22 protein-coding genes are annotated in these 22,205 nt (G+C 70.6%); 8 read left to right on the top strand and 14 right to left on the bottom strand.

Translation table 11 applies throughout. The features are described 5' to 3' along the window. Positions 1-99 precede the first annotated feature (99 nt). Positions 100-1,113 (top strand): tryptophan--tRNA ligase, encoded by a 1,014-nt coding sequence (gene trpS / locus ACF1CT_RS13395; protein WP_391783929.1) that lies wholly within the window; start codon positions 100-102, stop codon positions 1,111-1,113. A 142-nt stretch (positions 1,114-1,255) separates the two neighbouring features. After that, positions 1,256-1,846 carry a 2'-5' RNA ligase family protein gene (locus ACF1CT_RS13400; protein ID WP_391783930.1) on the top strand — a complete coding sequence of 197 codons (591 nt, stop codon included), beginning with the start codon at positions 1,256-1,258 and terminating at the stop codon, positions 1,844-1,846. A gap of 102 nt (positions 1,847-1,948) precedes the next feature. Here ACF1CT_RS13400 and ACF1CT_RS13405 read toward each other — a convergent pair whose 3' ends face one another. After that, entirely contained in the window at positions 1,949-2,890 is a 942-nt protein-coding gene (locus ACF1CT_RS13405) for an SDR family NAD(P)-dependent oxidoreductase (RefSeq protein WP_391783931.1), read from the bottom strand. Positions 2,891-3,019: 129 nt separating this feature from the next. Further along, the gene (locus ACF1CT_RS13410; protein WP_391783932.1) at positions 3,020-4,369 is read right to left on the bottom strand and encodes an FAD-binding protein; all 1,350 of its coding nucleotides are present in this window, start codon (positions 4,367-4,369) and stop codon (positions 3,020-3,022) included. 140 nt (positions 4,370-4,509) lie between these two features. Here ACF1CT_RS13410 and ACF1CT_RS13415 point away from each other — a divergent pair, with 140 nt between their 5' ends. Next, positions 4,510-5,442 carry a YihY/virulence factor BrkB family protein gene (locus tag ACF1CT_RS13415; protein WP_391783933.1) on the top strand — a complete coding sequence of 311 codons (933 nt, stop codon included), beginning with the start codon at positions 4,510-4,512 and terminating at the stop codon, positions 5,440-5,442. On the opposite strand, the gene ACF1CT_RS13420 is transcribed toward ACF1CT_RS13415, so the two are convergent. Further along, complete coding sequence (locus ACF1CT_RS13420; RefSeq protein WP_391783934.1) at positions 5,390-6,652, bottom strand: D-alanyl-D-alanine carboxypeptidase family protein; 1,263 nt, start codon at positions 6,650-6,652, stop codon at positions 5,390-5,392. The genes ACF1CT_RS13415 and ACF1CT_RS13420 overlap by 53 nt on opposite strands. Positions 6,653-6,806: 154 nt before the next feature. Between ACF1CT_RS13420 and ACF1CT_RS13425 the strand changes: the two genes are divergently transcribed. The 3 genes from ACF1CT_RS13425 to ACF1CT_RS13435 all read left to right on the top strand — a co-directional run bounded on the left by ACF1CT_RS13425 (position 6,807) and on the right by ACF1CT_RS13435 (position 10,396). Continuing rightward, on the top strand, positions 6,807-7,052 hold the full coding sequence (locus ACF1CT_RS13425; protein WP_229845774.1) for an SCO4848 family membrane protein: 246 nt from the start codon (positions 6,807-6,809) through the stop codon (positions 7,050-7,052). A 51-nt stretch (positions 7,053-7,103) separates the two neighbouring features. Next, positions 7,104-8,651, top strand: a complete 1,548-nt coding sequence (locus ACF1CT_RS13430) for a metallophosphoesterase (RefSeq protein WP_391783935.1) — start codon at positions 7,104-7,106, stop codon at positions 8,649-8,651. A 188-nt stretch (positions 8,652-8,839) separates the two neighbouring features. After that, on the top strand, positions 8,840-10,396 hold the full coding sequence (locus tag ACF1CT_RS13435) for an ABC transporter substrate-binding protein (protein ID WP_391783976.1): 1,557 nt from the start codon (positions 8,840-8,842) through the stop codon (positions 10,394-10,396). Between the two features lie 74 nt (positions 10,397-10,470). Here the strand turns inward: ACF1CT_RS13435 and ACF1CT_RS13440 are convergent, their stop codons facing one another. From ACF1CT_RS13440 to ACF1CT_RS13490, 11 genes are all read right to left on the bottom strand, one after another. Next, positions 10,471-11,205, bottom strand: a complete 735-nt coding sequence (locus ACF1CT_RS13440) for a TetR family transcriptional regulator (RefSeq protein ID WP_391783936.1) — start codon at positions 11,203-11,205, stop codon at positions 10,471-10,473. A gap of 23 nt (positions 11,206-11,228) precedes the next feature. Then, on the bottom strand, positions 11,229-11,657 hold the full coding sequence (locus ACF1CT_RS13445; protein WP_391783937.1) for a thiol-disulfide oxidoreductase DCC family protein: 429 nt from the start codon (positions 11,655-11,657) through the stop codon (positions 11,229-11,231). A 9-nt stretch (positions 11,658-11,666) separates the two neighbouring features. Next, positions 11,667-12,101 carry a hypothetical protein gene (locus ACF1CT_RS13450; RefSeq protein WP_391783938.1) on the bottom strand — a complete coding sequence of 145 codons (435 nt, stop codon included), beginning with the start codon at positions 12,099-12,101 and terminating at the stop codon, positions 11,667-11,669. Positions 12,102-12,320: 219 nt separating this feature from the next. Beyond that, a complete protein-coding gene (locus ACF1CT_RS13455) occupies positions 12,321-13,163 on the bottom strand; it encodes a hypothetical protein (RefSeq protein WP_391783939.1) in 843 nt (280 codons plus the stop codon). An 11-nt stretch (positions 13,164-13,174) separates the two neighbouring features. Continuing rightward, the gene (locus tag ACF1CT_RS13460; protein ID WP_391783940.1) at positions 13,175-13,774 is read right to left on the bottom strand and encodes a hypothetical protein; all 600 of its coding nucleotides are present in this window, start codon (positions 13,772-13,774) and stop codon (positions 13,175-13,177) included. Between the two features lie 119 nt (positions 13,775-13,893). Beyond that, the gene (locus ACF1CT_RS13465) at positions 13,894-14,496 is read right to left on the bottom strand and encodes a DUF4240 domain-containing protein (protein WP_391783941.1); all 603 of its coding nucleotides are present in this window, start codon (positions 14,494-14,496) and stop codon (positions 13,894-13,896) included. A gap of 287 nt (positions 14,497-14,783) precedes the next feature. After that, positions 14,784-15,542: a succinate dehydrogenase iron-sulfur subunit gene (locus ACF1CT_RS13470; RefSeq protein WP_391783942.1), complete on the bottom strand. Its 759-nt coding sequence runs from the start codon at positions 15,540-15,542 to the stop codon at positions 14,784-14,786. Continuing rightward, positions 15,542-17,296, bottom strand: a complete 1,755-nt coding sequence (sdhA, locus tag ACF1CT_RS13475; protein WP_391783943.1) for a succinate dehydrogenase flavoprotein subunit — start codon at positions 17,294-17,296, stop codon at positions 15,542-15,544. The genes ACF1CT_RS13470 and sdhA overlap by 1 nt, the downstream gene beginning before the upstream one ends. A 29-nt stretch (positions 17,297-17,325) precedes the next feature. Beyond that, positions 17,326-17,802, bottom strand: coding sequence for a succinate dehydrogenase hydrophobic membrane anchor subunit (locus ACF1CT_RS13480; protein WP_391783944.1), 477 nt, complete (start codon positions 17,800-17,802; stop codon positions 17,326-17,328). A gap of 5 nt (positions 17,803-17,807) precedes the next feature. Next, complete coding sequence (gene sdhC, locus ACF1CT_RS13485) at positions 17,808-18,188, bottom strand: succinate dehydrogenase, cytochrome b556 subunit (RefSeq protein WP_391783945.1); 381 nt, start codon at positions 18,186-18,188, stop codon at positions 17,808-17,810. A 270-nt stretch (positions 18,189-18,458) separates the two neighbouring features. Next, positions 18,459-18,962: a 2-oxo-4-hydroxy-4-carboxy-5-ureidoimidazoline decarboxylase gene (locus ACF1CT_RS13490; RefSeq protein WP_391783977.1), complete on the bottom strand. Its 504-nt coding sequence runs from the start codon at positions 18,960-18,962 to the stop codon at positions 18,459-18,461. A 531-nt stretch (positions 18,963-19,493) separates the two neighbouring features. Between ACF1CT_RS13490 and ACF1CT_RS13495 the strand changes: the two genes are divergently transcribed. Both ACF1CT_RS13495 and ACF1CT_RS13500 read left to right on the top strand, forming a co-directional pair. Continuing rightward, positions 19,494-21,098 carry a glycoside hydrolase family 20 protein gene (locus tag ACF1CT_RS13495; RefSeq protein WP_391783946.1) on the top strand — a complete coding sequence of 535 codons (1,605 nt, stop codon included), beginning with the start codon at positions 19,494-19,496 and terminating at the stop codon, positions 21,096-21,098. Between the two features lie 340 nt (positions 21,099-21,438). Continuing rightward, the gene (locus ACF1CT_RS13500; protein ID WP_391783947.1) at positions 21,439-22,125 is read left to right on the top strand and encodes a DUF4328 domain-containing protein; all 687 of its coding nucleotides are present in this window, start codon (positions 21,439-21,441) and stop codon (positions 22,123-22,125) included. Positions 22,126-22,205 lie beyond the last annotated feature (80 nt).

Raw genomic sequence — 22,205 nt, forward strand, 5'->3', positions numbered from 1 at the left:
CCCCGGCTCCCGTCTCATTCGTGACGGTTCGCGTACGGGGGTGTCATGGCTTCGCCACCGGCTGCCGGAGATCGGTTCCGTACCTGAGACAATGGGGCCATGGCCTCTGAACGTCCCCGCGTGCTCTCCGGAATCCAGCCCACCGCAGGCTCGTTCCACCTCGGCAACTACCTCGGCGCGGTCCGCCAGTGGGTGGCGCTGCAGGAATCACACGACGCCTTCTACATGGTCGTGGACCTGCACGCGATCACGGTTCCGCAGGACCCCGCGCAGTTGCGCGCGAACACCCGGCTCGCCGTCGCGCAGCTCCTCGCCGCCGGTCTCGACCCGGAGCGCTGCACCCTGTTCGTCCAGAGCCACGTTCCCGAGCACGCCCAGCTCGGTTGGGTCATGAACTGCCTCGCCGGCTTCGGCGAGGCGTCCCGCATGACGCAGTTCAAGGACAAGTCCGCCAAGCAGGGCGCCGACCGGACCACCGTCGGCCTCTTCACGTACCCGATGCTGATGGTCGCGGACATCCTGCTGTACCAGGCCGACCAGGTCCCGGTCGGGGAGGACCAGCGCCAGCACCTGGAGCTGACCCGCGACCTCGCCGAGCGGTTCAACGGAACCTACGGCGACACGTTCATCGTGCCGGACCCGTACATCCTCAAGGAGACGGCGAAGATCTACGACCTTCAGGACCCGTCGTCGAAGATGAGCAAGTCGGCGGCCACCCCGAAGGGCCTGATCAACCTCCTCGACGAGCCGAAGGCCACCGCCAAGAAGGTGAAGAGCGCGGTCACCGACACGGACACGGTCATCCGCTTCGACCGGGCCGAGAAGCCCGGCGTCAGCAACCTGCTGAGCATCTACTCCACGCTGACCGGCACCGGTATCGCGGAACTGGAGCAGAAGTACGACGGCAAGGGCTACGGTGCGCTCAAGACCGACCTCGCCGAGGTCATGGTCGATTTCGTCACACCCTTCCGTACCCGCACCCAGGAATACCTGGACGACCCGGAGACGCTGGACTCGATCCTGGCGAAGGGGGCCGAGAAGGCCCGTGCCGTCGCGGCCGAGACCTTGGCCCGAACGTATGACCGAATGGGCCTTCTGCCCGCGAAGCACTGAGTCCAAGGACCCTGGCGGTTCGGCCGCCCCGGGCGTCACACTGGCGATGGAATGTCGGCGATGGGATGTCCACGGGGCGGATGGCCGAAAATCACCATCCATCATTGAGGATCATCGACCTTCGAGGATTGAGGAGAACGACGTGGGGACCGTAACGCTCGGCGTTTCGATCGCGGTCCCGGAGCCCTACGGCAGTCTGCTCCAGGAGCGGCGCGCGAGCTTCGGGGATCCTGCCGCGTACGGTATTCCCACCCACGTCACCCTTCTTCCGCCCACCGTGGCCGAGGCGGCCGACCTGCCCGCGATCGAGGCCCATCTGGCCCGGATCGCGACGGCCGGCCGGCCGTTCCCGATGCGGCTGGCGGGTACGGGCACCTTCCGGCCGCTCTCCCCGGTCGTCTTCGTGCAGGTCGTCGAGGGTGCCTCGGCCTGCTCGTGGCTCCAGAAGCGGGTGAGGGACGCCTCGGGGCCGCTGGTGCGCGAGCTCCAGTTCCCGTACCACCCGCACGTGACCGTGGCGCACGACATCGCCGAACAGGCCATGGACCGGGCATACGAGGAGCTCGCCGAGTACGAGGCCGCCTGGACCTGCGGTTCCTTCGCCCTCTACGAGCAGGGCACGGACAGCGTCTGGCGCAAGATCAAGGAGTTCCCGTTCGGCGGTGGCGGCGGCGCGCCCGCCGTGCCCGCGCAGGGCGGTTCCGCCGTGGACGAGCCCTCCCTCCACCCCTGACATCCGGGCGGGTCCCGGTCCGGGGCGGATGAATCCGTTCGGGATGGACGAAGAACCCGTCCGGTACGGGCGGACCCGTGCGGGGCGTCCCGTGCGGGGCGTTCAGGGCGACAGGTGCCGGAACAGCGGTCGCGGGACGTGGCGCAGGGCCGACATCACCACTCGGAGCGGCCCGGGCACCCACACCGTCCCCGAACGCCGTCGCAGCCCGGCCACGATCGCCCCCGCCACCTCGTCCGGTGTCGTCACGAGAGCGGGCGCCTCCAGCGGTGCCGAGGCGAGCCGTGCCGCCGTCAACCGTGCCGCCGCGAGTCGTGCCGCCGTGAGCCGTGCGGTCGTCAGCCGTGCGGCCGTGACCTGTGACGCCGCGGGACGTGATGTCGCGGCCGGTGGGCGCGAGGGGCGGGCGGACCGGGGTGCCGACGGCGTGGCCGTCGACGTGGCCGTCGTCGGTGTGGACGCCGTTTCCGGCCGTACGACGCCGGGGCGCACGACCATGACGTGGACCCCCGTGCCGTGCAGCGCCTCGCCCAGGCCCTGGGCGAACGTGTCCAGGCCCGCCTTGCTGGACCCGTAGATGAAGTCCGTGCGACGGGCACGCTCGCCGGCCACCGAGGACAGCACCACCAGCGAGCCGTGCCCCTGTGCCTGGAGCGCTCCGGCACACACCAGACCGGCGGAGACGGCCCCCGTGTAGTTGGTCTGGGCGACCCGGACCGCGCGGAGCGGTTCCTCCTCGTCCCGTCCCTGGTCGCCCGCGACACCGAAGGCGAGGAGCACCACATCGATGTCGTCCTCGGCGAAGACCTTCCCGAGGACCGTCTCGTGCGACGCGGGATCGAGGGCGTCGAAATCGACAGTGCGGACGTCCGCGCCACAGGCGCGCAACTCGTCGGCGGCCGATTCGAGGGCGGGCGAGGGACGTCCGGCCAGTCGGACCGTGCGAGTGCGCCCGGCGATCAGCCGACGCGCGGTGGCGAGCGCGATCCTCGACGTACCGCCGAGCACGAGCAGGGACTGCGGGGCGCCGAAGGCGTCCTTCACGGAAACACTCCTTGGGGCAGGGGCAGGGGCAGGGGCAGGGGCAGGGGCAGGGGCAAGGGGGGCATGAGGTGCGAGGTGCGAGGCGCGAGGCGCGAGGTGGGGGAGGCGGGGCGGCGACCGCGGGTGCGGTCAGAGCGACAGGCGGCGCGACAGGTCCGAGCGGAACGCTCCGGACGGGTCCAGCTCGGCGCGCAGGGCCCGGAACGCGTCGAGCCGCGGATACATGGCCGCGAGCATCTCCGGCCGCAGCCGGGAGTCCTTCGCCAGGCACACCCGGCCCCCGGCCCCCGCCACCTCCTCGTCCAGCGAGTCCAGGAACCTTCCCAGCCCTGGCAGCCCGGCGGGCAGGTCGAGGGCGAGCGTCCAACCGGGCACCGGGAACGAGAGCCAGCCCGGATCACCGGTGCCGAACCGCTTCAGCGAGGCGAGCGGCGACGAACAGCGCCGGTGCGAGATCCGGCGCACGATCCGGCGCAGTGCTTCCTCCTGGCCATGGCCGACGACGAACTGGTACCGCACGAATCCGGCGCGGCCGTACAGCCGGTTCCGGTGCGGCGCTCCGTCCAGGGGATGGAAGAACGCGGACAGCCGCTGGAGCCCATTGACGCGGTAGTCGGGAGCCCTGCGGTACCGGACCTCGTTGAGGAGGGCCACCGAGGCGCGGCCGAGCGGCCCCGACGGGACGAGGACGGGCGCCGCGGGCCACAGCGCCGGACGGAAGTCGAACGGGGTGCGCCGGGCGTGCGCCGGGAGCGCGTAGCGGGGTGTGTGCTCCCCTCGGGTGAGTACGGCACGCCCCGTCGACCGGCCCCGGGCGAGCAGGTCGACCCAGGCGGTCGAGTAGCGGTAGCGGTGGTCGCCCGAGGCGAGCCTGGCGAGCAGGTCGTCCAGGTCGACGGCCCGTTCGGTGTCGACCGACATCCACCCACTGGTGACGGGGTGCAGCCGGAGCGCGGCGGAGAGGATCACGCCCGTCAGGCCGAGACCGCCCGCGGTCGCGTCGAAGAGGTCGGTGCCGGGCCGGACCGTGCGGATCTCGCCGTCGGCCGTCAGCAGTTCCAGCTCCCGCACATGCCGGGCGAAGGATCCGGAGACGTGGTGGTTCGGGCCGTGGACGTCGGAGCCGATCGCGCCGCCCACGGTGATCCGGCGGGTGGCCGGAGCGACGGGGAGGAACCAGCCCAGCGGCAGCAGGACCTCCATCAGCCGGTGCAGGCTCACCCCGGCGTCGCAGACCACCACGCCGGACTCGGCGTCGATGGTGCGGATACGGTTCAGCGCGGTCATGTCGAGGACGGAACCGCCCCCGTTCTGCGCGGCGTCGCCGGGGGCCCGGCCCAGGCCCCGGGCGATGGATCCGCGCGGCCCGCAGCCGCGGACCGTCGCCACCGCCTCCGCGTAGGTGCGGGGGCGGAAGCGCAGGGCGGTCGTCGGGGCGGTACGGCCCCAGCCGGTCAGGGACACGGTGTCGACGGACATGCTGGTGACCGTATCGCCAGAGAAAACCCATTCGGGGGATTTGTTGATGTCCTCACCGATATGGGTGATTGATGATGTTTCGTGCCGTGTGTGGGTGGTGAGGCGTCGGTTATCCGGCACCGGACGGGTAGTCGTACGGCATGGACTGGCTCAAGAACCTCCCCGTCATCGGGCCGATCGTCTCCCGGCTGATGGCGACTCACACCTGGCGCTCCTACGAGACCCTGGAGCGGGTCCACTGGAGCAGGCTCGCCGCCGCGATCACGTTCATCAGCTTCCTCGCACTGTTCCCGCTGATCGCGGTCGGCGCGGCCGTCGGCGCCTCGCTGCTCACCGAGGGCCAGCTCCACCGGATCGAGACCAAGCTCGCCGAGCAGGTGCCGGGCATCTCCGACCAGCTCGGAGTCGAGAACCTGGTGGACCATGCAGGGACGGTCGGGGTGGTCGCCGGTGCGGTGCTGCTGTTCACCGGCATCGGCTGGATCGGCTCCCTGCGCGGCTGCCTGCGCGCCGTCTGGGGCATCGACGACGTGGACACGGGCAATCCCGTCGTCCGCAAGCTCAAGGACGCGGGGCTGCTGCTGGGGCTGGGCGGGGCGGCGCTCGCGACGCTGGCGGTCTCCTCGGTCGGCTCCGTCGCCGTCGGCTGGACCGCCGGTCTGCTGGACATCTCGGACCGGGGCGCGGGCGGTGTGGTGCTCCAGGTGGCCGCCCTGGTCGTGGCGGCCCTCGCCGACTTCCTGCTGCTGCTCTACCTGTTGACGCTGCTGCCCGGCGTCGAGCCGCCGCGCCGCAGGCTGCTGGTCGCCGGGGTGATCGGTGCGGTCGGCTTCGAACTGCTCAAACTGCTGCTCGGCAGCTACATGCGAGGCGTCGCCTCGAAGAGCATGTACGGCGCCTTCGGGGTGCCGGTGGCGCTGCTGCTCTGGCTCAACTTCACGGCGAAGCTGCTGCTGTTCTGCGCCGCCTGGACGGCGACGCCCAGCAACAAGGACGTCCGGCGGGACGACGCACCGGCCGTCAGGGACGGGGACGACGGCGCACCAGGTCCGGCAGCGGCCAGCGCCGGTTGATCAGGAACGCTCCGCCTCCGACCAGGACCAGGACACCCGCGGCGATCCCCAGCGCCACCCAGGCGCCACCGCCGCCGTCGCCGGACGTGACGGCCGGGGCCGCATGGGAGGAACCCTTCCCGTTCGCCGCCGCGGGGCCCTTCCCGGTCCCGCTTCCGGTGTCGGTCCCCGGACCGGTGTCGGCGGACCTCGGGGGCACCAGCTCGCCGACCGGGGTCACCTTGCCGCTCGCGGCGAATCCCCAGTCGAGCAGGGTGGCGGCCTCGTTGTAGACCGCGTGCTGTTTCTCGGACGAGGGGTTCATCACGGTGACGAGCAGCACTTTGCCGTCGCGTTCGGCGACCCCGGTGAAGGTGTTGCCCGCATGGGTGGTGTAGCCGTTCTTGACGCCCGCGACGCCCTTGTACGGGGCGACGCCGTCCGCGCCCGTGAGCAGCCGGTTGGTGTTCTGGATGGCGAAGCTCTCGCGCTCCCCGTTCTTCTTCTCCGCGCCGGGGAACTCCGCCTCGGCCGTGGAGCAGTACTCCCGGAAGTCCGCCTTCTGCAGCCCGCTGCGGGCGAACAGCGTCAGGTCGTAGGCGCTGGAGACCTGACCGGGAGCGTCGTACCCGTCGGGCGAGACCACCTCCGTGTCGAGCGCCTGCAATTCCTCGGCGTGCGCCCGCATGTCGGCCACCGTCTTGGGCACCCCGCCGTACATCGCGGACAGCACGTGCACGGCGTCGTTGCCCGACCGCAGGAACACCCCGAGCCACAGGTCGTGGACCGTGTAGGTGAGCTTCTCCTTGACGCCGACCAGACTGCTGCCCTCGCCGAGATCGGCGAGGTCCTCGTTCCGGACCGTGTACGTCCTGGTCTTCGGCTGGAGCTTCGGCAGCACGGTGTCCGCGAAGAGCATCTTCAGGGTGGAGGCGGGCGGCAGGCGCCAGTGCGCGTTGTGCGCGGCGAGCACCTCGCCGTTCTCCGCGTCGGCGACGATCCACGACCTGCCCGTGAGGTCCTTGGGCAGAACCGGGGCACCGGCCCCCAGCTTGACCTGCGTTCCCTCGCGGCCCAGCAGCTCGCCGCCGATCCGGGACATGTCCGCGGGCGGCTTCGGCTGGTTGCCGGGACCGTCCTTGTCGTCCGCCGCCGCCGCCGGAGCGAGGGCGAAGGAAGACAGCAGGGCGGCTGAGGCGATCGTGAGCGCGATCTTTTTCAGTGCAGGCACGATCGGAAACGTACAGGGTGACGATATGAAAGTGGGCGTGGTTGGCCTGACCCGCCGTCGACGCCGCCGGGACGGCCCACCCCGGTCGATCGCGCCGGAACGCGGTGCCCCACCCCGGGCGCCCCTGCCGGAACGCGGCGACGATACTGGGTGCATGAAGCTCAGCCGCCCCGTCTCCTGGTTCCTGCTCGCTTTCGGGGTGTGGAGCTGGTTCATCTGGATCACTTTCGTCAAGAACCTGTGGAAGGACGGCAGCGGACTCGCTTTCGACGACGCGGGTGACCCGACTGCGTACTTCTGGGTGCATCTGCTGCTCGCCATCACGTCCTTTCTCCTGGGGACGGCCGTGGGAGTGATCGGGTTCCGGGGAGTCAGGGCCCTGCGCCGCGAGAGCGCGTAGCGGGCCGGGCGGGGAAGAGCGCGGCGCGAACGAGCGGCGGGAGAGAAGCGGATGGCAGTGGCCGGTCTCGTGTTGATGGTGGTCGTGGTACTGGCGCTGCTGGTCGGCGTGCACCGCTACCTCTGGCGTCGCCTCGTCGGCGACACCACGACCGAGGGCAGCGCGTGGCGGAGGGCCGGCACGGTGGCCGCTTACCTGCTGCCGCTGCTGAGCGTCGGCGCCCTGGTCTCCGGGCGCGTCGGCGCTCCGTTCCCGCTTCAGCAGGCACTGGCCTGGCCGGGCTATCTGTGGCTGGCCGCGGTGCTGTATCTGACGCTCGCCCTGCTGGTGGGGGAGTTGGTACGGCCGCTGCTGCGGCGGGCGCTCGCGCGCCGGGCGACCGGACCGGCACGGCGGGACGGGGCCCCGACGACGGAAGCGACTCCGGCTCCGGAGGCCGTCCCGGCGACGGAAGCGGCTCCAGCGACGGAGGCCGTCCCGGCGATCACCACCACCGCCCGCACCGGGACCGGAACCGTCGGAACCGGAACCGTCGGAACCGGAACCGTCGGGACCGGAGCCGGAACTGGATCCGACGGAACGACCGGAATCGGGACCACAGGGACCACAGGGACCACAGGGACCACAGGGACCACCGGGACCCGTACCGGCTCGGCCGCCGAGGGGCACGCCCCCGCCGCCCTCGTGGCCGATACCGACGCTCCGGCCACCGACGTCCCGGCAACCGACGTTTCGGCCGCCGAACCCCCGGCCGGGGCCGCGGCGGCGTCCGGGCCCACCCGGCGGCTGTTCGTCGCGCGGGCCGTCGGGGGCGCTGCCGCCGTCGCCGGGCTGGGCACGGTCGGGTACGGCACATACGGGGTGCTGCGCGGACCGCGGGTCAAGCGGATCACCGTCCCGCTCGCCCGACTGCCGCGCTCCGCCCACGGCTTCCGGATCGCCGTCGTCAGCGATATCCACCTCGGACCGATCCTCGGCCGCGCCCACACCCAGCGCATCGTCGACACGATCAACCGGACCCAGCCGGACCTGGTGGCCGTCGTGGGCGACCTGGTGGACGGCACCGTCCACGACCTCGGCCCGGCCGCGGAGCCGCTCGCCCGGCTGGAGGCCCGTAGGGGGAGCTTCTTCGTCACCGGGAACCACGAGTACTACTCCGGCGCCGCCCCGTGGATCGACCACGTGCGGGAACTCGGGCTGCACCCGCTGGAGAACGCCCGGGTGGAGATCGACGGATTCGATCTGGCCGGAGTCAACGACATCGCGGGGGAGTCCGAGGGGCAGGGGCCCGACTTCGCCGCGGCGCTCGGCGACCGGGACACCGCCCGCGCCTCCGTCCTCCTCGCCCACCAGCCCGTCGTCATCGACGACGCCGTCGCCTGGGGCGTGGACCTCCAGCTCTCCGGCCACACCCACGGCGGTCAGCTCTGGCCGGGCAGCCTGGTCGCGGAACTCGCCAATCCCACGGTCGCCGGGCTCGACCGGTACGGCGACACCCAGCTGTACGTCTCGCGCGGCGCGGGCGCCTGGGGACCGCCGGTACGGGTCGGCGCGCCCTCCGACATCACCGTCGTGGAACTCGCCTCCCGGCAGACCTGACACTCCGTTGTTGGCCTGTTACAGACCCTACGGAACCGCCCAAGGTTTCAAGTGCCGAACAAAAGGCTATGAGTCCCAGTTTTGGTCTTCCCGATGTGAAAATCGTGTGATTGGCTGATCGCGAGCATGCGGTGATGTGCGGAACTACGCGCGACACCGAGGTGGGGCTGGTAAGGGAGAGCACGTCCATGCGGTCGATCCGGGTACGGATTCTTGCGATTCTCGCTGTTCTGATCGTCGCGGGAGTCGGTGCCTGGCAGCTACTTCCGTCCGACGAGGTGAAGGGCGACCCGATCGCGGTCGGCACCACGGACGAGGTGACCTCACTCGATCCGGCGGGCGCGTACGACGCCGGTTCCTGGGCGATGTACAGCAACATCTACCAGTCCCTCATGACGTTCAAGTCCGGAGCGACCGTCCCCGAGCCCGACGCCGCCGAGAGCTGCGAGTTCATCGGCCAGAAGCTCCAGACGTACCAGTGCAGGCTCCGGGACGACCTGCACTTCTCCAACGGCCGCAAGATCACCGCCGAGGATGTCAAGTACTCCATCGAGCGCATGATCAGAATCAAGACGGATGTCGGCCCGTGGGTGCTCTTCCCGAGCCTCAAGAACGTGGTGACCGAGGGCCGCACCATCACGTTCAACCTCTCCTCGCGCGACGCGACCTTCCCGCAGAAGCTCGCCACCGGGGCCGGGTCGATCGTCGACCGCGAGTCGTACCCGGAGAACAAACTCCGGACCGGGAACACGGTCGACGGCTCGGGCCCGTACATCCTGAAGACGTACAAGTCGAAGAGCATCGCCCAGCTCGTCCCGAACCCTCACTACAAGGGCGCGCTGACGAAGACCGGTGTCCCGGTCACCGTGCACTACTACAAGGAGTCGGAAGACCTCCTGGCGGCCTGGAAGTCCGGAAAGATCGACGTCACGCACCGGCAGATGCCGCCGAACATGCTCGCCGCTCTGAACCCGGGCGACCCCGAGCTGCGCGTCACCGCGGTGGACAGCGCGGAGATCCGCACTCTCGTCTTCAACGTCCGCGAGGGCTCACCGCTCGCCAACAAGAAGGTCCGGCAGGCCATCGCGTCGATCATCGACCGCGGGCCGCTGGTCACCAGCATCTACAAGGGCACCGTCGAGCCGCTCTACTCGCTGATCCCGCAGGGGGTCATCGGGCACAGCACGCCGTTCTTCGACGCCTATCCCTCGCCCGACCCGGAGCGCGCCAAGAAGCTGATGGAACAGGCAGGGGTCGAGACCCCGCTGCCGATCACCTTCGCCTACCGCGGCGGCGACGAGGCCTACGACCAGGAGACCGGGGAGCTGCGCCGCCAGCTGGAGGCGGACGGACTGTTCAAGGTCACCGTCAAGTCGGTCGACTGGACGAAGTTCCAGAAGGAGTACGCGGCCGGCAAGTACGACGCCTACACCGTCGGCTGGCTCCCCGACTACCCGGACCCCGACACCTTCAGTCAGCCGCTCGTCGGCAGTGACAACAGCCTCCACAACGGCTACTCCAGCAAGAAGATGGACGCCCTGATCGGGGCCACGCTGCAGTACAGCGACCGCGGTCGCACCACGGCGGACTACAAGAAACTCCAGGCGCTGGTCGGTGAGGACGTGCCGCTCGTGCCGCTGTGGCAGAAGAAGGACTACGTCCTCGGCAGGGACGACGTCTCCGGCTCGCAGTACCTCTCGGACGGCACCGGCCTCTGGCGGCTGTGGGAGCTGCGCCGGATCTGACGGCAAGTCCCCGGACGCGGGCGTCGCCCGCGGCGCCCGGTGAGGGGCCGCCCGCGACGCGTGCCGGGGGGCGCTCAGGTCGCCCGGCGCGCGGCGCCGGGCAGGAACTCCACCAGCACCTCGTGGATCTGCCGCACCAGCGGCCGCAGCACCCGGAACCGGGAGAGCGCGATCGCGCGGGCGCAGATGGGGGCGGCGCGCTCGACCAGGCGGCGGCTGCGCTCGGCGTGCTCCGTCCGGTCATAGACCCAGTACAGCACCAGGCCCATCTGTGTCAGCCACATCAACTGGGGGAGCAGCTCGGCGAGTTCGGGGTCGGCCTTGGTGTCGGACCCGGCCAGGCAGCGCCGGTGGATGGAGATCGCCGCCTCGCGGGCCGCCACCGAATCCTCCGAGAACGGGCTGAGCGGACTCTCCGGGTCGGCGGCGTTCTTGAAGAACTGCGAGGCGAACCGGTGGTAGGGCTCCGCCACGTCCAGCCAGGTGAGCAGGACCCCGCGCACGCGCGCCGCGAGGTCCTTGTCGCCGTCCAGGACCGGCCGCACCGCCGCTTCGTGCTCGACGGCGAGCCGGTCGTAGAAGCCCTGGACGAGGTGTTCCTTGTTCGTGAAGTAGTAGTAGGCGTTCCCGACCGAGACGCCGGCCTCCTGGGCGATGGCGCGCATCGTCGTCTTGTCGTAACCGCGCTCCTGGAAGAGACGGAGGGCGGTTTCGAGGATGAGCGTGCGCGTCTGCTCGCTCTTGGGGGCCTTGGCTTCCTTCTCCCCGGGTGCCCTGGTTTCCTTCACGTCCTTCGCTTCCTTCGCCACAGTCCCGAGCGTAACCGCCCCGGTCAGCGCCCGGACCCGCGGACCTCGCAAGCGCCGCCCCCGTCGCCGCACGGCTTCGCGGTCAGCGAGCGGTACTTCGCCGCGGCGAGGACCGTCGCGCGGGCGAACGGGCGGCCCGCCGGAGTGCTCAGCCAGTGGGACGTGGGCCGGTACTCGGCCAGTGCCCAGAGGCAGACGATCCAGGCCGACGTCCCCCGGTAGACCTGGCCCCGGTCGCCGACGACCGTGATCTCGTCGAGCGTTCCCGCGTGGTCGAGTCCGGGGAAGCGGTGGCGCGCCTCCGCGGAGGCGGCCGGGACGAAGGCGAGCGGGACGAGTCGGCGTTGCCGCTCCAGCCACCGGCGCAGGTGGAGGCAGAGCGGGCACCGTGCGTCGTACAGCACGGTGAGGTGCCCCACGGGCGGGTACGGCCCGCCCGGTCCGGGTGTCATGACGGCCCCTCAGACCTTGGGGGCGGCCGGGGCGGCCCACGGGCCGCTGCCGGGGCCGGTCCAGCCCTGCGGCGGCACCGGCGGGGTCTGCTCCCGCTCCATCAGGCCGCGGCGGCGGATCTTGTTGAGCACGTAGACGTTCCCGAGGTGCAGCACACCGAGGACGAGCAGGACCACGCCGAGCTTCACCGACAGGGCCTCGAAGAGCCCACGGGTGTCGCCCACCGCCCCGCCGTTCCTCAGGTAGAGCGTGACGAAGCCCAGGTTGACCAGGTAGAAGCCGACCACCAGCAGATGGTTGACGGCATCGGCGAGCTTGTCGTTCCCGCGCAACACGTCGGCGAGGAACACCCTGCCGTTGCGGCTGAGCGTGCGCGCGACCCAGATGGTGAGCGCCACGCTGATCAACAGATAGATGACGTACGCGACAACAGTGAGGTCCATGCCCCACCCTCCTTTGAACGCGTTCAAAAGCTGTTGTCATGACTGTAGGGCTAATTTTGAACATGTTCAAGCGAGGGGGTGCCGCCGCCGGGACAGGGCAGCCGGGCGTCAGGAAGCGTCAGGAAGCGCCGGGAGCGTCGGCAAGTTCGTTGGTCGTCCGGTGGCCGTCACGTGGTCGTGCGGTGGTCCACCGGCGGTTGCCCGGTGGTCGGTCGGCGGTCAGGCGGTGGTTCCGGGCGGGGGCGCGGTCCCGGCCCCGGTCGACGGCGCGGGACCGGTGGCTTGCGGACCTTTGGCGAGGTATTCGGCCAACTCGCGCCGGAACGCGTCCGGATCATGGGCCAGGACGCTTCCGATCGCGTCGTTCCACTGCCGGGCCGCCTCCTCCACCGACGTCCGGAAGCCGCGCCGCAGCGGTACGGACGCGAGCAGCAGGGCGAACGCGACGACGGGCCTGAGCAGCCATCGGCCGCGCAGGGACAAGGTGACGTCGACCTGCCACAGGCCCGGCCCCGCGGGCCTCGGCCCGAGCCGGAGATGTGCGATGCCGAGCAGGTGCTTCAGCCGGACGGTCGCCGGGGCGCGCACCCCGGCGGAGGCGCCGGGCGCGGCGGCGGCCGCCGCCCACCACGCGGCCAGGTCGAGCGAGGCCCTGCCCTGGAGGCGATGCAGCCGGCCCGACCCCTCCGCGCCCCGGACCCGCGCCTCGACCTCCAGCGACGCGGGCCGCTCCGGGCGGCGCAGCCGCACCGCCGTGCGCGCGCTGAACTCCGCCGAACGGAACAGCTGTTCCACCGCGAGTGCGCCGCCGCGCCGCCACTCGCGGAGCACCGTCGTCTGCACCTGCCCGTCGTCCGTACCGGAGGTCTCGTACCGGGCGCCCGGCCGCAGATGGCGCCCCTTGACCAGGGCGAGGCCGGGCACCGCCCGTCCGTCGGGCAGGAGGACGTCCCGGCCCCGGGCACGGGTGGACTCGACGAGATCGCAGACCGGACCGGCGCAGCCGTCCAGCCGTTCGCGGTCCACGGCCACGACGGTGACGGTGTGCTGGAGGCGGGCCATCCCGGCAGCCGTCAGATGCTCATCGCACGGGCCGAGTTCAACTGCGCCATCACCCAGTGGAAGGTCTCCGGACCGGTCGCCGGGATCATCGTCGAGTGGTGTCTGCCGCCGCTGGTCACCGAGACCTGGATGAAGCCGGTCGTCTTCTTCTCCTTCATCAGGAGGAAGAGCAGGCCGATCAGGCAGAGCAGCGCGAAGACGATCGCCAGCACGATCGCGACCGTCGGGATCCGTTCCTCGGTGTGCGACAGGTCGGTGGCCGTCCACACCGCCCCCTTGAGGGGCATCGTGCCGGCGGGTGTCACGATCTGGTCGTTCATGACGGTGATGTCGCCGAGCGTCAGCATCGGGGCGCCGGTGGGCGGTGTCCCCGGATACTGGGGCTGTCCGTAGCCGGGCACGGGGACCTCGGCCATGGTCCCCGGGGGGTAGCCGTAGGCCGGGCCGGGCTGCGCCGCCGTCTCGGGCAGCGGCTGCGGGTAGCCGTAGGCCGGACCGCCCGGGCCGACGGCTCCCTGCCCCGGACCGCCCGGCCCGGCCGGCGGCCGGCCGGGCTGCTGGGGAGGACCCCACTTGTACGCGTCGTCCGCGTGCGGATTCGGATCGCTCAACGTTCCCCGCTCTCGATCAAGCCTGTGCCCCGGGCCCTGTCGCGCCGGAAGCGGCAAACCGGTGTCAGTTTCCGCATGACCGTACCGCCCGGACCGGGCCCGTGCAGCAGCCGGTCCCGTCACGGGTGTGCGGACATCTTGCCGGAACGGGCGGCAGGCGGAAACATGCGGCTCAGACGGGGGAGCCGACGGGCCACCTCGCCCGCGTCCGCCACGTCCCACTCCGCGTCGTCCGGCTCTGGGCAGCAGGGCAGATCGAGACCCGCGGCCTCCAACGCGCCCTCGAAACCGTCCTCCTCACCGGTCGCCAGGTCGAAGGCCTCGCCGGCGACGTAGTCCAGGGCCTCCGCATCGGGCCATTCCTCATCCCGCCAGTCGTCCATCGCCCGCCCGGCCAGCCGGCGAAGCTCCGGCACGTCCGCCAGGGAATCGGGTTCGGCCGCGGCCCTGTCGAACGCCGCGCGGCCGAGGCCGATCACCCAGAACTGGAAGTACCAGAAGCCGTCGTCGGAGCAGCGCCCGCCGAGGACCAGCTCGGCCGCGCACCACATGTCCCAGGTGTCGATCGGCTGTCGCACCCTGTGCAGGCACGCCTGGAACGCGACGATCTCCGTCGGCGCCCGCCGGGCCAGTTGCTCGCGCAGTACCTCCAGACGCCCATCGGGATGGTCGCTCCGCTGCCGGGAGTCCTCGATCAGCGCCCAGAAAGTGTTGTCGTCCACGGATGCATGGTGGCAGGCGGGTACGACACTCCCGGTTGTCCGGACGCCTCCCGGACCGGCCGCGGTCGCGCCGCCTCGTCCGGAGTGCGCGTTCGCGGCCGCGCCGCCTGCTCGACGGACCTCGGCAATCGGGAATCCCGGAGAAGTGCCGGACATCCTGGGGAAACGCCGGAGAGCCCGGAGCGGCGCCGGAGTCTCACGGACGGTCCGGCACGGCGAACGGCCCCGCCCCCGGCACGTGTGCGCGGGAACGGGGCCGTCGGATGCGACCGGGCCTTCGGCGGCGGTCAGAAGCGGCGCGTGATCAGCGCCCGCTTGACCTCCTGGATCGCCTTGGTGACCTCGATGCCACGCGGGCAGGCGTCCGTGCAGTTGAACGTGGTGCGGCACCGCCACACGCCGTCACGGTCGTTGAGGATCTCCAGGCGCTGCTCGCCGCCCTCGTCGCGCGAGTCGAAGATGAAGCGGTGCGCGTTGACGATCGCCGCCGGGCCGAAGTACTGGCCGTCGTTCCAGAACACCGGGCACGAGGACGTGCACGCGGCGCACAGGATGCACTTGGTGGTGTCGTCGAAGCGCTCACGGTCCTCGGCGGACTGCAGGCGCTCGCGGGTCGGCTCGTTCCCCTTGGTGATGAGGAAGGGCATGACATCGCGGTACGCCTGGAAGAACGGCTCCATGTCGACCACGAGGTCCTTGAGGACCGTGAGGCCCTTGATGGCCTCGACCGTGATCGGCTTCTCCGGGTTGATGTCCTTGATCAGCGTCTTGCAGGCGAGCCTGTTCTTGCCGTTGATCCGCATCGCGTCGGAGCCGCAGATGCCGTGCGCGCAGGAGCGGCGGAACGTCAGGGTTCCGTCGATCTCCCACTTGATCTTGTGGAGCGCGTCGAGCACACGCTCCTTCGGGTCGATCGAGATCTGGAAGTCCTGCCACTGGACCTCGTCGGAGACCTCGGGGTTGAAGCGGCGGATCCGGAAGGTCGCCGTGATGTACGGCGAGGCGGCGGACTGCGCCTCGACCTTGTCCAGAGTCGGGGTTGCCATCAGTACTTACGCTCCATCGGCTGGTAGCGGGTCTGGACGACCGGCTTGTAGTCGAGCCGGATCGACTCGGTGCCGTCGTCGGCGACCTCGCGGTACGCCATGGTGTGGCGCATGAAGTTGACGTCGTCGCGGTTCGGGTAGTCCTCGCGGTAGTGACCGCCGCGGGACTCCTTGCGGGCCAGCGCGGAGGTCGCCATGACCTCGGCCAGGTCGAGCAGGTTGCCCAGCTCGACGGCCTCCAGGAGGTCGGTGTTGAACCGCTTGCCCTTGTCCTGGATCGACACGTCGAGGTAGCGCCTGCGCAGCTCGGCGATCTTGTCGACGGCCGTCTTGATGGTCTGCTCGGTGCGGAACACCATCACGTTGGCGTCCATGCACTCCTGGAGCTCCTGGCGGATCGTCGCGACCCGCTCGGAGCCCGTCGAGTTGCGCAGCCGCTCGATCTGCTCCTCGACCATCTGGGCCGGGTTCTCGGGAAGCTCGACGAAGTCGCTCTTCGCGGAGTACTCGGCGGCGCCGATGCCGGCGCGGCGTCCGAAGACGTTGATGTCGAGCAGCGAGTTGGTGCCCAGCCGGTTGGCGCCGTGCACGGAGACACAGGCGACCTCGCCGGCGGCGTACAGACCCGGGACGACGGTGGTGTTGTCGGCCAGCACCTCGCCCTCGACGTTGGTCGGGATGCCGCCCATGGCGTAGTGCGCGGTCGGCTGGATCGGGATCGGGTCCGTGTAGGGCTCGATGCCGAGGTACGTGCGCGCGAACTCGGTGATGTCCGGGAGCTTGGCGTCGAGCTGCTCCGGCGGCAGGTGGGTGAGGTCGAGGTAGACGTGGTCGCCCTCGGGGCCGCAGCCGCGGCCCTCACGGATCTCCGTGTAGATGGAGCGGGACACGACGTCACGGGACGCGAGGTCCTTCATGACCGGCGCGTACTTCTCCATGAAGCGCTCGCCGTCCTTGTTGCGGAGGATGCCGCCCTCACCGCGGGCGCCCTCCGTCAGCAGGATGCCCATGCGCCAGATGCCCGTCGGGTGGAACTGGAAGAACTCCATGTCCTCCAGCGGCAGCCCGCGGCGCCAGGCGGCGGCCTGGCCGTCACCGGTCAGGGTGTGCGCGTTCGACGTCACCTTGAAGAACTTGCCGGTGCCGCCGGAGGCGAAGATGATCGCCTTCGCCTGGAAGACGTGGATCTCGCCGGTCGCCAGCTCGTACGCGACGACGCCCGCGGACTTCTTGACGCCGTCGACGTCCTGAAGCAGCAGGTCGAGGACGTAGAACTCGTTGAAGAACTCCACACCCTCCTTGACGCAGTTCTGGTACAGCGTCTGGAGGATCATGTGGCCGGTGCGGTCCGAGGCGTAGCAGGACCGGCGGACCGGGGCCTCGCCGTGGCTACGGGTGTGACCGCCGAACCGACGCTGGTCGATCTTGCCCTCGGGCGTGCGGTTGAACGGCAGGCCCATCTTCTCCAGGTCGAGGACGGCGTCGATGGCCTCCTTCGACAGGATCTCGGCGGCGTCCTGGTCGACCAGGTAGTCGCCGCCCTTGATCGTGTCGAAGGTGTGCCACTCCCAGTTGTCCTCCTCCACGTTGGCGAGCGCGGCGGCCATGCCGCCCTGCGCGGCGCCCGTGTGGGAGCGGGTCGGGTACAGCTTCGTGAGCACGGCGGTACGGCTGCGCTTGGTGGACTCGATGGCCGCGCGCATGCCGGCGCCGCCGGCGCCGACGATGACGGTGTCGTACTTGTGGATCTGCATGATTTCCTCTGGTCCCTCTGGCCCGGCGCCTAGCGGATGTTCGGGTCGAAGGTGAAGATCACCAGCGTGCCCAGCAGGACGGTGAACACCGTGGCGGTGTACAGCAGCATCTTCAGCCAGAAGCGGGTGTTCTCCCGCTCGGCGTAGTCGTTGATGACCGTACGGAGGCCGTTGGCGCCGTGCAGCATGGCCAGCCACAGCATCCCGAGGTCCCAGAGCTGCCAGAACGGCGAGGCCCAGCGGCCCGCCACGAAGGCGAAGCCGATCTTGGAGACGCCGCCGTCCAGCACCAGCTGGATCAGCAGGTGGCCCAGGACCAGGACGACCAGGACGATGCCCGACAGGCGCATGAAGAGCCAGGCGTACATCTCGAAATTGGTGCGCGAACCCTTGGGGGTCTTGCCGGTCCGCTTCCGCGGCGGCTCGATGACCGGGGCCGGGTTGTCGACGTCGTACAGGCTGACGCCCTCGACGGCGCCGATCGCGGCGGAGGACTCGGTGGACATGGGCCTCAGCTCCCGAAGAATTCGCGTACGGCGTGACCGAGGACCGGGTACAGGGCCCCGACCATGAGCACGATCCAGATGCCCACGACGGACCAGAGCATCTGCTTCTGGTAGCGCGGGCCCTTGGCCCAGAAGTCCACGGCGACGATGCGCAGACCGTTGAGCGCGTGGAAGAGAATGGCGGCCACCAGGCCGTATTCGAGCAGCGCGACGATCGGCGTCTTGTACGTGGCCACGACGTCGTCGTACGCCTCGGGGGACACACGGACGAGAGCGGTGTCCAGGACGTGTACGAACAGGAAGAAGAAGATGAGGACACCGGTGACTCGATGAGCCACCCAGGACCACATGCCTTCCCGGCCGCGGTACAGCGTTCCAGCCGGCACGGAAGAACCCTCCGGGAGCGGGGATTGGGGCCGGCCGGCTTGACTGTCGGTCTGACCCGGCCGGGTACGGTCCACCGGCCCCGGCCATCGTAGCGACGCTTTGTCGGTTCGTTCGCGCGGGGGCCTCTGGTGTGATCAAAGTGGCAATCAAACAGCCACGGACGGGCTAGGCGGAACTCCGAAAACAGCCTCTTCCGCCGTGCACGCCCGCGCTCCGTACCACGACGGCCCGCCCCGGCCGGATGGTGGCCGGGGCGACGGGTCGTTCCGTTATGAAGCCGATATCAGCCCGATGATGCGACCCCGGGCGAGTCGCCGCATCTCGTCCGCCGCGATCACCCGTTCCTGGTCGGGATCGTGGCCCAGCCTCGCCCGGATGCCGGACAGCACCTGGTCCGGCCGTTCGGCGGGCTCGAACGTGTCCAGGCAGATCACGAAGACATGGCCGAAGCGGCTCTCGTACGCGGCGTGCGCGGCCCGCAACGCCAGATGGGCGGAGTGCGGGGCGCCGTGGTGGAGGCCGGGGGAGACCTCGGCGGCGAGCGCCTCGGCGAGATCGGCCGGGGGCAGGTCGTAGCCCGCCTCGTCGGCGGCTGCCAGTAACGCGTCGAGATTCGGGTACGGGCGGTGGGCGGTCAGCCGCTGCGCCCAGCGACGGCTGCCGCAGCACTCCAGCAGGGCGGTTTCGGCCCGGTCGGGTGGTGCGGCGTTGAAACGGTCGAGACCCGGGGAGCGGCTCGGGCCCGGTGCCGGTTCGGAGTGCTGGACGGGCAGGGCCGTCCGGGTGGCCGGTTGCCGCGGTCGCTTCGGGAGGCCTGCGTGGGACTCGCTGGACCTGGACAGCGTGGTGCTCCTCGGATCAACGGTTTCTGTGAACCTGGAGTCGGTGGGAAGGGTGAGACCAGGCGGAGACAGGGTGAAGGGCGAGACGAATGGGCCTCAAAGCTAGCGAGACCGGGCAACAGTCGTACGTCGGATGCGCGAACTTCACCCGGAGGGGAGAGTTTCGGAACGCCTGATGGACCGTTGGGGTGTATCCAAACGCCTCATGCGCCGTATTCCAAGGAGATCGCCGGGTGTTTCCCCCGCCGACTTCTTCCCGTCGGGGGGCCGCCCCCGCGGTGTCGCCGACGCGCGCGCCCCCCCGCCCTCCCGTTCGCCCGCCCGTCCCGTTCCCTCCACTTCTGCCCGTTCCCTCCACTTCCTCGCGCTCCCCCCTACTTGTCCGTTCCTCTCCCCCTCCTCTCTTCTCGCTCCCCTCCCTCCCCCTCCCCTTTCCCCCCTCATTCCGGAGGTTTCTTGCCGATGTCGCCCTCACGCGGCGCCCTCGTGACCGGTGCGGTCCTCACCGCGGCGGCCGCCGCGACGATCGCCGTCGTCGTCTGGCCGGAAGGTTCCGACGGCGGACTCGCGGGGCAGTCGGGGGCCCGTACCCCCTCCGGCTCGCCCGCCTCGCCCTCACCGACCCGGAGCTACCCGCTCTCCGTCCCGCCCCGAACCATTCCCGCCGTGCGCGAGCACACCGCCGCGCGCGGCCCCGGCTGGCGGCCCGCCCCGGACGCCGGGGTCGTCGTCGCCGGAGGCGGCGGGGCGCCGGCGGACGAGGGCAGGCTGCTCGCCCAGGAGCTGAAGATCCACTATCGGGGCGCCGTCCCGGCCCGGCCGGGTGACGTGGAGCTGGCCCTCACCCCGGGCAGGGGCGCGGCCGAGTCGTACACCATCGGGGTCCACGACGGGCGGGTCACGATCAGCGCACCCGACCGGGCCGGTGTCTTCTACGGCACCCGCACCCTGAAGCAGTCGGTGCGCGCCGACGGTGTGATGCCCGAGGGCGAGGTGCGCGACCGCCCCGACCGGCCGCAGCGCGGGCTCAACCTCGACATCGCGCGCAAGTACTACTCCGTCGCCTGGATCGAGGACCGGCTGCGCGAGATGGCCGACCTGAAGCTCAACCAGCTCGGCCTGCACTTCTCCGACGACCAGGCGTTCCGCATCCAGTCCGACACCCACCCGGAGGTGGTGTCGCCGCAGCACCTGACCAAGGCCGAGGTGCGGCGCATCCTCGCGCTCGCGAACCGGCTGCACATCCAGGTCGTCCCCGAACTCGACTCGCCCGGTCACCTCGGCGCGGTCCTGAAGGCCCACCCCGACCTCCAGCTGCGCAATGTGTCCGGGGTGCGCTCGCCCGGTTCCCTCGACATCTCCGACCCGGGCGCGGCGAAGCTCGTCGATCAGCTCCTGGGCGAGTTCACCGAACTGTTCGGCGGACGGTACTGGCACCTCGGTGCCGACGAGTACCTCGCGCTGACGGCACGGGACCCGGCCGCCTCGTACCCGCAGCTGCAGAGCGCCGCCCAGCGGAAGTACGGAGCGCGGGCGGGCATCAAGGACCTCGCCACGGGCTGGCTGAACGACCGCGCGGCGGTGGTGCGTCCGCACGGAAAGCAGCCCAAGGCGTGGAACGACGGCTTCTTCCGCGGCGGGGTCGTCCACGCCGACAAGGACATCGAGGTCGAGTACTGGACGGGCAAGGAGTACGGCGCCCGGCCACCGGAGGAGTACCTGAACGAGGGCCGCAAGGTCGTGAACCTCAACGACGAGTTCCTCTACTACGTGCTCGGTCAGCCCAATAATTTCGTCTACCCCACGGGCAAGCGGATCTACGAGCAGTGGAACCCGTTCGTGCTGCGCGGCACGCAGCCCGTCCCGGCGCGCTACTCCGGTCAGATCCTCGGCGGCCGGTTCGCGGTCTGGGGGGACCTCCCGCAGGCGCAGACCCCGGAGCAGGTGGCCGCGGGCATCAGGATGCCGCTGCGGGCGACGGCCCAGAAGCTGTGGGACCCGGGCACGCCGTCACTGAGCTGGGACCAGTTCCGGGCACTTGCCGCACGGATCGACGGGACGGGCTGACACAGGCGGACGGGCGGGGCTTCCGCGACGGGTGGACCGCGCGGTGTGCCACGGGTGCACAGCACCGGGTGCGGGAGGTTCGTCCGGAGCCGCGAGGATTGTCGTGGACAGGCTGGCGGGCAGGGGATACGTTCGCATGCCGCGCGCCGTCGGGGAGCGGCGCGCGTTTCTCCAGCTCCGAGTTCAGAACCCCGGGGGGTTCCACATCATGCTGTGCTCCACCTGCCGTTCGAGACCGCCGGTCACCCCGGAAGGGCTCTGCCTCCTCTGTGCCGGACCGGCCGGGCCGGTGCCGCCGCCCCTTCCTCCGGCCCCGGCCTTCGCCGCCCCGCCCCCCTTCATGGCCCCGCAACAGAGCCTTCGGTCCCCCGAGGGTCTCGCCAAGGCCGTCGTCGTCCTGCTGATCGCCGTCGCCGTGGCGGATCTGCTCGCCGTGGCCGCGGGACAGAACATGCGCAGCCTCGTCGGACACTGGCTGGACGACGGCTTCGACACGGGCGACGAGGCTGCCGCGGACCGCGCCGACTTGCTCTACGGCGCCGCCGGGTTTCTCCAGGCCCTCACGATGCTGGCCGCCGCCGTCCTCTTCATCATCTGGTTCCGGCGCACCCGCATGAACGCCGAGGTGTTCGCACCGGGCACGCATCCGATGTCGCCGGGCTGGTCGATCGGCGCCTGGTTCGTTCCCGTCGCCAACCTGGTGCTGCCGCGCCGCATCGCGGGCGGGATCTGGGCGGCGAGCACCCCGGTGGGCCCCGACGGCAGCAGGCGCCCGGCCCCGACCACCGTGATGAACGTGTGGTGGGCGCTGTGGGCGGGCTCGCTGCTCCTGTCCCGGTTCACGTCCAAGAAGTACTGGGACGCCGAGGAACCGCAGGAGATCATGGACGCCGCCGGTCTGGTGATGATCACCGACGCGCTCGACATCGTGGCCGCGGTGTTCGCGATCCTCTTCGTGCGCAAGCTGACCCGGATGCAGGGGGAACGGGCGGCGCTCGGCGTGCAACCGTTCCCCACCCACTTCTGAGCCCGGCGAGGGCTGCCGGGCGGGGGCTTTCGCCCGCCGCCCGGGCCGGCCCGTCTCCAGGTGCTTGCGCCTGTTTCCCG

This window comes from Streptomyces sp. NPDC014734 (assembly GCF_043083325.1).
Taxonomy (GTDB): domain Bacteria; phylum Actinomycetota; class Actinomycetes; order Streptomycetales; family Streptomycetaceae; genus Streptomyces.

Coding starts and splice junctions, on each gene's coding strand:
- trpS (WP_391783929.1), top strand. CDS start 100: ATGGCCTCTGAACGTCCCCGCGTGCTCTCCGGAATCCAGCCCACCGCA.
- ACF1CT_RS13410 (WP_391783932.1), bottom strand. CDS start 4,369: ATGTCCGTCGACACCGTGTCCCTGACCGGCTGGGGCCGTACCGCCCCG.
- ACF1CT_RS13415 (WP_391783933.1), top strand. CDS start 4,510: ATGGACTGGCTCAAGAACCTCCCCGTCATCGGGCCGATCGTCTCCCGG.
- ACF1CT_RS13425 (WP_229845774.1), top strand. CDS start 6,807: ATGAAGCTCAGCCGCCCCGTCTCCTGGTTCCTGCTCGCTTTCGGGGTG.
- ACF1CT_RS13430 (WP_391783935.1), top strand. CDS start 7,104: ATGGCAGTGGCCGGTCTCGTGTTGATGGTGGTCGTGGTACTGGCGCTG.
- ACF1CT_RS13435 (WP_391783976.1), top strand. CDS start 8,840: ATGCGGTCGATCCGGGTACGGATTCTTGCGATTCTCGCTGTTCTGATC.
- ACF1CT_RS13445 (WP_391783937.1), bottom strand. CDS start 11,657: ATGACACCCGGACCGGGCGGGCCGTACCCGCCCGTGGGGCACCTCACC.
- ACF1CT_RS13450 (WP_391783938.1), bottom strand. CDS start 12,101: ATGGACCTCACTGTTGTCGCGTACGTCATCTATCTGTTGATCAGCGTG.
- ACF1CT_RS13455 (WP_391783939.1), bottom strand. CDS start 13,163: ATGGCCCGCCTCCAGCACACCGTCACCGTCGTGGCCGTGGACCGCGAA.
- ACF1CT_RS13470 (WP_391783942.1), bottom strand. CDS start 15,542: ATGGCAACCCCGACTCTGGACAAGGTCGAGGCGCAGTCCGCCGCCTCG.
- sdhA (WP_391783943.1), bottom strand. CDS start 17,296: ATGCAGATCCACAAGTACGACACCGTCATCGTCGGCGCCGGCGGCGCC.
- ACF1CT_RS13480 (WP_391783944.1), bottom strand. CDS start 17,802: ATGTCCACCGAGTCCTCCGCCGCGATCGGCGCCGTCGAGGGCGTCAGC.
- ACF1CT_RS13495 (WP_391783946.1), top strand. CDS start 19,494: ATGTCGCCCTCACGCGGCGCCCTCGTGACCGGTGCGGTCCTCACCGCG.
- ACF1CT_RS13500 (WP_391783947.1), top strand. CDS start 21,439: ATGGCCCCGCAACAGAGCCTTCGGTCCCCCGAGGGTCTCGCCAAGGCC.